We start from the raw sequence: 8,441 nt of genomic DNA on the forward strand, positions 1-8,441 counted from the left end.
GCATGGGATGGCCGCCAACCGTTAACTCATGCAAGTTAACGTATTTTACTCGTCAAGTGTTTCGATGCGGGGCTTGATGATGCCATATCCACCATTCTTACGGTGATACACCACATTGATGAGGCCAGTCGTCGCGTTCTCGAACACGTAGAAGTCGTGGCCGAGCAGATCGGTCTGCACCAGCGCCTGCTCCTCAGTCATCGGGGTGACATCGATGACTTTCTCGCGGACGAGCAGGTCGTCCTCCTCCTCGGGCAGCAGCAGGTCGGCCAGATCCTCGACGCGCTCGACCGGCGCGACATCCGCGGCGCTGGCACCGCCCTGGCGGTTGTCCACGACCTTAGTCTTGAACTTACGCAGCTGGCGGGTGACCTTATCGGCGGAGAGGTCGATGGCGGCATACATATCTGCACCGTGCTCGGCAACGCGAATCACAGAGCCGCGGGCACGAACCGTGACCTCGACGATTGCCGGGTTGGGGTTCGAGGGGTTCTTCTCATAACGAAGCACGACGTCGACTGTCATGGGCTCGATATCGAAAACCTTGAGCGCCTCGCCGATCTTCTCATCCACATGCGCACGCAGAGCATCGGTTACCGTCGTCTTGCGTCCAGAAACCTTGATATCCATACGTGGCTCCAATCTGCCTCGGGGACTTACTGTACTGGCTATGTACCCATTGCCGTGCATTTAATCACGCGGATTCCCAAAGACCCGAATAACGATTGCTTGATACCGCATACCGAAGTCTCGCACTTTTCTGTGGCAAAGTGCGCTATAGGAGGGAGCCGGCGACTTTGTATTTGGTCCCGAAAATTGGCTTTGACCTGCTGGTTTTATAGGGATGAAAAAGCCGGGCTCCCCTATTGGGGAAACCCGGCAGTGCGTGTTGAAACCGTGAAGAGGCGTCCTTTCCAACGTATAGGAGACACCACCCCTAGCAATAACTAGCTATTAAGTTTGTTAATGTCGTCGTCGGTGATGGTGCCTTCCTGGCTGGACGATTTGTCCTCGGAGGATGCGGTCTCATTGTTGGAATCGGAGGACTCGCTGCCGGAGGATGCGGTCTCACTGGACTCAGAGTCGCCCGGCTGCACGTTAGCGCCCGAAACCGTCTTAGTGGTGAGGTCGTAGGGCATCCTGCCATACCAGACAGAGTGGACCGCCTCGAGCGTGCCGTCGGCCGTAATACCGTCGAGGGCATCGCTCACGGCACGGCACAGTTCGTCATTGGACGAGAGGCCCGCAACACCAAGCGTCGAGGGCGCCTCGAGCGAACCGGCATAGGAGACCTCGCTCATCAGGCGTGCAAGGTAGCCGCCGGCCGTGGAGTCGCAGATTACATAGTCGACCTCGCCGGACTCGAGCGCCTCAAAGCACTCGTTGATGTTGGAGTAGGTCTTTTGGTTGGCGGTGATGCTCTGCTTAGCAAGCGCCTCCTGCGAGGCCGAGGACATCTGGACACCCAGAGTAGACGTGTTAAGGGTATCGGTGGAAACGCTTAGCGACCCACCATCGCTGGTTTTACCGAACACGGAAGCGGCATCGTACAGGCAGGTGCCGAGCGAGCTAACGTCCCCGTCCGTGGAGTTGATCTCGCCGATAAAGATATCAGCCTTTTTGTCGCCGAGCGCGGAACCTGCCGAGGACGCATCGACAAAGGCGACCTTAAGGCCCATGCGGCTTGCGAGGGCGCGGGCGGCGTCAACCGCATACCCCGTGAGCTCGCCGTCGGCGTCCTGCATGGCCTGCGGCGCATCGGAAGTATCGAGGGCGACCGTCAGGGTTCCGGGAGTGACCAGGGCATCGTCCGACACCGCCGGCGTGACGGTCTCGTACTCGATCTGGTCGATCGTGGGAGTCGTGAACGTAGACAGCGGGTTGAACGCGCATCCGCTCAGGCCCAAAACGGCGATGACCGCTGCGGTCCCAGCACCTAACCGAGCCGCGTGCATCAAGCTGCCCCTCACCATGTCCACTACCCTGCCTTCTGTGTCGTATACGATCCGTGCGTTGCGCGGAATATCAGGTTGTTCCCACCAGCTGACCTGGTATTTGACCCCACACTTGCGCACCGGGGCGTTTGCTCGGGAGGCCGCAGCCACCTTCACGACTGGCCCGCTCGCCCGCGAGGCGGTATTGCCCCAAAGAAAGTAGAACGGACGGTGCGGCTTACATCTAGGACGCGCCATGATCGCGCCGCGCGCACGCGGTCGCTTACGTGGATCCCTTTGACCGCGTCTGTCTTGGACTAGGGCGGGCATTTCGTCCGTCCGCAACCACAGCCTGGTAGGAACGTAGCGCATTATAGCTAAGTTCAAGCTAAAGTTTAAGGTTAGGGGCGTCATTCGCATCGCGAGTACAGATTTCGCAGGTCGGAGTGGGCTATTCGTGCCTCTGTGAAGCCCGGAGCTCCCCTATGGGGAGCTCCGGGGCACCCTTCCTAGGGTGCCGTGGCCAAAAAATGGCAAATATGAGTACTGTCACCAATTTAGTAACAGGCAATTTTGGCCTCTCGGACAGATTTTGCGCTCAGTGTCGCCAACCTGATGCTTAGTTATTCTACATTTGTTTATTATCTTCTTACTTTATGACGCCTCCGAGTCCTAAATTCCTTGATTTTGCTGTTACTGATTTAGTGACAGTACTCATATTTGCCATATTTTGGCCAGGGCATATGATTAACCCCCTATTTTCGACGTGAATTAGACCGGCTTAAGCCCAAAACACGCCCGCAGCGTGTTAAGCAACGCCTCTTGCTTCTTCCTGCGGGCATCGACACGATTCCGGTACCGCTTTCGCATACGCTGGTGCATGCGCCATGCGAGCGCTTCCATCGCTTCCATGTCACAGAGCATTTCGTTGTTGACCGTCGCGACCTCGATTCCCATAGTAATCAAGCCCGTGTTGCGCTTTTCATCATGGATACGTCCCCTCCGAGAGGAATGGCCCAGCTCACCGTTGTATTCCAGGTCAAACCGGGCTGCCTCCTGATATGCATCGCAAACTGCATGGGGCATCCCCGAGATTGCCTGCGCACGGTCATCGAACTCGATCTTGTAGTCGGTCTTAAAAGGTCCGCAGGCAAACCCGCCATAGGAAAACGGAAGCGAAAACAGGGCGAGCATGATGCACTCCATGGGCGAGAGCAGGTTTTCCGAAAGATAGGGACACAGACGCAGCAGCTGTTTGGCCACATTCCCCTTGCATGCCGCAAGGTAATCTGCCAGACGATCGGGCATCAGCACCGGCTCGACTTCAAAGTAGCCCACGTCTGCTGGCTGGTCCTTGTCCTTTGCAAGTTTATTCGTAACAGGCGAGGTGTAGGGAGGCAGATACTTCCCGCGGTCGCTCAGTGAAATCTTAGAGCACAGCTCCTGGGCCAGGGCAAACGCCTGGATGCAGCCGACCTCACGCGCAACGGCAACACAAAGGGCCTCGGGAGATAGGCTGTACACCCCCGGTTCCACCTCTAGAATCGAGCCGGCGGGCAACCCGGAACACACGGACCAGCCTACGCCAGGCATGCGGCGGCGCTGCGCCGCAGATCCCACCAACAAGCACAGATCTTCCTGCACCTCGCCACTTTTGGCTCCAATTCGCACCAAGTCAGGAAGATAGATGTCCTCGGTCGAGGGCGACGACGTGCGCAGCACACGGCGCTCTTCATCGGGATCGAGGTCCCTCCAGCTGATGTAACCCATTTGTCGGCGCTCGGCGCGCATCATGCGTAGCGCCGAGGCGCCTGTTAGGATTACGGAAGCCGCTAGCTGTTCGCCTGTCGGCTCGTTGCACCGCTCGATCTTTACTGCCACAAAACCACCCCTACCAAACGCGTGCGATAGCGAGGCCATCGACTGCTGCGGCGCCGGCGCGCTTGAGTTCCGCCGAAGCCGCGGCCATCGTCGCACCCGTGGTGATAACGTCGTCGATAAGCAGCAGGCACTTGCCCCGCACATCCTCAACCGTCTCGTACATGCCTTGGGCACGCTCGCGGCGCTCCTCACGACCGAGTTCGCGCTGGTCGCCATGCCCGTACTTGACGAGAGCATCGAGCAGGGGAACACCCGACAGCTCGCAAAATGGGCGCGCAATAGCCTCCATATGATCAAAACCACGCCGCCGAAACGCTGCCGCCGTCGCGGGCACAAACACCACCGCATCCGCACCGGACAGCACACCTCCTAAGCGTTCGGGCGCTACGACCTGGGCATGCAGGGCAGTGTCGTAGAGCAGCTCCGCCAGATACGGCGCCAGGCGTCGCTCGCCCGCGTCCTTGTACGCTTTAATGATGCGCGGCAGCGGATGCGCATAGACGGAGCACGCCAGGCAGCGGTCGAGCGCCTCCGCCATTGCCGAGGACGTGCCCTCGACCGAACACTCAGTGCACAGCAAATCCCCAAACGGGGCGCCGCATCGGGTACAGCTATGACGTGGGTCGATGAGCGTGAGCGCGGCCAGGCAGTCTTGGCAAATAAGCGCACCGGCGCGCTCGCAGCCGGCACATCGTGTTGGCGACAATGCCTCGAGTGCCTCGCGTGCCGCCCGCTCGGCAAACGGCAGCAATTCGTCCGCAAACGGTAGGGCGCCGGCACCCTGCAGACGGCTCAATTTGTTCAGATGGCTCTTCAAGACACAACCCTCCCTACGTTCGGTCGCAGGGAGGGTTGTTGATTCAGCGCTATGGTACCCCGATGCGCTCGGGGCAAGGCGGGCTAAATCCGCTCGCGGGCGTTATTCGCCGGCGGGCGGTTGTGGTGCGGACGAAGACGGGGTCGAGCCCTCGCCACCATCCTGGCGCGGCTTGCGGGAACGGCGACGGCGACGGCGCTTTTGACCCTGGTCGGCCGAGCCCTCGCCACCGCGATCCTCGCGCGGCTCGCGCTCGTCGCGAGCGGCGCCACGCGAAGCCTTAGCAGCCGCTCCCCCGCCATCTCCGGGACGACGGCGCGTGACCTTGACCTCGCCATCTGAGACCTGATCGGCCACGGAGGGCACTGAGGGCTTCCGTTGCGCGCCCGAGGAATGGCGACGGCGCGGACGCGGCGCGCGCTCCTCCTCGCCACGTGACTTGCCGCCCTTGTCGGCAGGCGTATCGGAGGCCGAGGGGCCCTTGGAAGCGGCACCAGCCTCGCGAGCAGCTGCGGCGCGGAAGGCGTCCTCGCGCTCCTCGCTCGACAGATGACGGCGGCGACGACGCGTGGGGTTCATGCCACCGCCGCGATTCTGCTGCTGGGGCTGCTGAACCTCGCGCTCGCGAGAGGCGTTCTTGCCCGCGGCTGCAGCCTCGGTAGCATCGCCCGAGCCCGCGCGCTTGCGACGACGACGGCCACCGGCGGTCTCCTCGGCCTCGGGTGCCTCGGCCTTGCCGCGGCCCTTTCCACGGCCACGGCCCTCGACCTGGCTCTGAGCAGCGCGGGTATCGGAATCGGCATCGCGACGACGGCGCTTGGGCATCGACGTGCCGGCAAGACGGTCGGCGCTCGACAGACCATCGCCCACGTCGACGCCGTTCTCGCGATCGAGCTCCATGAGCGCCAGGCGCATCTCGGGCGACTCGATGCGCTCGAGCACATCGCGCGTCACGCAGTCGGGGCGGCAATTGCAGCCCTGCTCGGCAGCCTTCTTTTTGCAGCCCTCCGAGCACGTCATATCGGCCAGGTTGACCTTAAAGACTTTGCCGTTCTCCAGGCGCAGCACCAGCTGCTCACGCGGCGTGTCATATTCCTGAATACGCGCCTTGCCGAGCGGCGTATCGATGAGTGTCTTCTTTTTGGGCGCGCGGCTCTTAAAGTCCTTGTACGCCTCGAACTCATAGCGTAGGCAGCACATCAGGCGGCCGCACACGCCGCTGATCTTGGACGAGTTGAGCGGTAGGTCCTGCTCTTTTGCCATGCGGATCGAGACGGGCTCAAACTGTCCGCCAAAGCGCGTGCAACAGAGCTCCTGGCCGCACTGGGCATAGCCGCCCACCAGGCGGGTCTCGTCGCGCACGCCGATCTGGCGCATGTCGACGCGAATGTGCAGCGTCGAGGACAGATCCTTGACGAGCTGGCGAAAATCGACGCGCTCCTCGGCGGCAAAGTAGAACACGGCCTTCTCGCCGCCAAACAGGTACTCGACGCCGACCGGCTTCATCTCGAGGTCGAGCTCTTTGACCAGACGGCGGAAATCGACCATGGCCTCGTCACCCTGGATGGCCAGGTCGTCGGCAAGCTGCAGGTCGATGTCGCTCGCCACACGCAGCACGGGCTTGAGCGGCTGACCGATCTCGTCTTGCGGTACCTCGAAGGGATCAGCCGTGACCAGGCCGATCTCGGTTCCGCGCTCGGTGGAGCAAATAGCGTAATCTGCCTCGAGGATATCCAGGTCCTGCGGGTCAAACCACAGGTCGCGCGAGGCGTAGGTAAACTTAACGGGTACGACTAACGGCATTTCAGTGCCTTCCTGATATCGAACAGCATGACCTCGATGGCCAGCTGGGGAGTAACGTTTCTGGCGATGTTGCGCTCGGCGGTCGCGACCGCCTCGAGCGCCTGGGTGGCACCCGCAACATTGGTCGCGGCGGCAAGCCGACCGATCGTGTCGCGCACGTCCTCGTTCACCACGTCGGCTGCCTCGTCCTGAAGTGTCAGCAGCACGTCGCGCATGAGCGTCCGCGCGCTCGCCAGCGCTTCCATGATACCCGAACGCTCGCGCGCGTTGAGTTCGCGCTTGTTGCGGTCCTCAAGCTGCTTCAATGCTCCACGCGACAGGTAGTCGGCGTTTTGCTCGAGCACCTTTTCCTGCGTGGACTTGACCTCGGCGAGTGGCGCCTTAACGGCGACGATGAGCGACTTGGCGCGACTGAGCACGTCGGCCTCGTCGGCGGCAATGAGCGAGTCGATGGCACGGATCATCTGACGGCGAGCGTCCTGGCGCTCGGCGCTCTTGAGGAACTCGATGCCACGCGTGGGGCTTCCCGCCACGGCAACGGCCATACGGCAACGCGCAGGGTCCTGACCGGTGGCACGGCTCACGGCCTGCGCGGCGACGGCGGGCGATACCAGCCGAAACGGCACGCACTGGCAACGACTCACGATAGTGGGCAGCATCACGTCTGCCGAGGTGCCCAGCAGGATGAACATGACGCCCTCGGGCGGCTCCTCGAGCGTTTTGAGCAGTGCGTTGGCGGTGTTGGCGCGCAGTTGCTCGGCACGATCGATGATGTAGACCTTAGCCTTGGCGCGGATGGGCGCCAAGGGCACGTCGTCGAGCAGCTCGCGGGTCTGCGCGATGAGGTAGCCCGTGGCGCTCTCGGGCGTGTAATAGTGCACGTCGGGATGCGTATGGCGCGCGACGCGCACGCAGCTGTCGCACGAGCCACAGCCGTCCCGCTCGCACAGGAAGGCTTGGGCGAGCGCCCATGCGGCGTCGAGTTTACCGGCACCGGGCGCGCCCAAAAACAGGTAGGCGTGCGATGCACGGCCGCTTGCGATGGCATTGGTCAAAAAGTCGCGCACGCGTTCCTGGGTGTCGAGCTTGGCCAGCAGGCTTGCCTGAGCGGGGGCCATGTTACTCGGCCTCCTTGGCAAGCGCGGCGGCGACGGCTTCCTGCGAAATGTCGAGACCGTACGCGCGAACCTGCTCGACCGTCTTCTCGAAGACTTCCTCGACGGTCGCAGTGGCGTCGATGAGCTTTACGCGGTCTGGCTCCTCGGCGGCAATGGCACAAAATCCCTGATAGACACGCTCCTGGAAGGCCATGCCCTTGGCCTCCATGCGATCGGTCGCACCGCGGGCCGCCATGCGCAGCGCCGCCTGCTCGGGCGTGATGTGGTAGACGAGTGTGAGCGCCGGGTGCGTTCCCGCGACGGCCAGGTTGTTGGCGTCGCGCACCATCTGGCGGTCGAGGCCATCGGCAAATGCCTGGTAGCAGGTCGTGGAATCGTAGAAGCGATCGCACAGGACCACCTTGCCGGCCGCAAGGGCGGGGGCTATGACCTCGTGCACCAACTGGGCGCGCGCCGCCTCGTAGAGCAGCAACTCGCAGGTGTCTCCCATCGCCGTGTTGGCGGGGTCGAGCAGCAGGGCGCGAATCTTTTCGCTGATGGCAGTGCCACCCGGCTCGCGCAGAGTTACGACCTGATAGCCAGCGAGGTCGAGCGCACGGGCAAGCAGACGCGCCTGCGTGGACTTGCCGGCACCGTCGACGCCCTCGAGCGTGATAAAGCTATGTTGAGCAGGCTCAAAAGCCATGGGCGCAGCCCCTTCCTACAAGGCGCGTAAATGCAGATATATCAACTAGGCCATGATACCCCAGTGCTCGGCGCGTCCCCAATGGCTAAAGGCGCCTTTCCAAAGTTGCGGTGAAATAGGGACTGATTGAAGCTCTGAGACCGCCAAACAGGGTTGATTTTCAATCTCAACGCAACAGCCTGAACGGGTCCCGCGTTTCCGCA

Annotated in this window: 7 protein-coding genes; all 7 read right to left on the reverse strand. The window is 62.0% G+C overall.

Features of this window, described 5'->3' with window-relative positions; all coding sequences use genetic code 11:
• Nucleotides 1-45: 45 nt before the first annotated feature.
• Nucleotides 46-630, reverse strand: a complete 585-nt coding sequence (gene hpf / locus DXC79_RS08125; RefSeq protein ID WP_035137685.1) for a ribosome hibernation-promoting factor, HPF/YfiA family — start codon at nucleotides 628-630, stop codon at nucleotides 46-48.
• A gap of 317 nt (nucleotides 631-947) precedes the next feature.
• Entirely contained in the window at nucleotides 948-1,955 is a 1,008-nt protein-coding gene (locus DXC79_RS08130; RefSeq protein WP_158550996.1) for an ABC transporter substrate-binding protein, read from the reverse strand.
• A gap of 750 nt (nucleotides 1,956-2,705) precedes the next feature.
• Complete coding sequence (locus DXC79_RS08135) at nucleotides 2,706-3,815, reverse strand: hypothetical protein (RefSeq protein WP_117635814.1); 1,110 nt, start codon at nucleotides 3,813-3,815, stop codon at nucleotides 2,706-2,708.
• A gap of 10 nt (nucleotides 3,816-3,825) precedes the next feature.
• The gene (locus tag DXC79_RS08140; RefSeq protein WP_233503084.1) at nucleotides 3,826-4,632 is read right to left on the reverse strand and encodes a ComF family protein; all 807 of its coding nucleotides are present in this window, start codon (nucleotides 4,630-4,632) and stop codon (nucleotides 3,826-3,828) included.
• 102 nt (nucleotides 4,633-4,734) lie between these two features.
• The gene (locus DXC79_RS08145; protein ID WP_117635815.1) at nucleotides 4,735-6,435 is read right to left on the reverse strand and encodes a regulatory iron-sulfur-containing complex subunit RicT; all 1,701 of its coding nucleotides are present in this window, start codon (nucleotides 6,433-6,435) and stop codon (nucleotides 4,735-4,737) included.
• On the reverse strand, nucleotides 6,426-7,553 hold the full coding sequence (locus DXC79_RS08150; protein ID WP_117635816.1) for an ATP-binding protein: 1,128 nt from the start codon (nucleotides 7,551-7,553) through the stop codon (nucleotides 6,426-6,428). The genes DXC79_RS08145 and DXC79_RS08150 overlap by 10 nt, the downstream gene beginning before the upstream one ends.
• 1 nt (nucleotide 7,554) lies before the next feature.
• The gene (gene tmk / locus DXC79_RS08155) at nucleotides 7,555-8,238 is read right to left on the reverse strand and encodes a dTMP kinase (RefSeq protein ID WP_117635817.1); all 684 of its coding nucleotides are present in this window, start codon (nucleotides 8,236-8,238) and stop codon (nucleotides 7,555-7,557) included.
• Nucleotides 8,239-8,441 lie beyond the last annotated feature (203 nt).

This window comes from Collinsella sp. TF08-11AT, assembly GCF_003437035.1.
Taxonomy (GTDB): Bacteria; Actinomycetota; Coriobacteriia; order Coriobacteriales; family Coriobacteriaceae; genus Collinsella.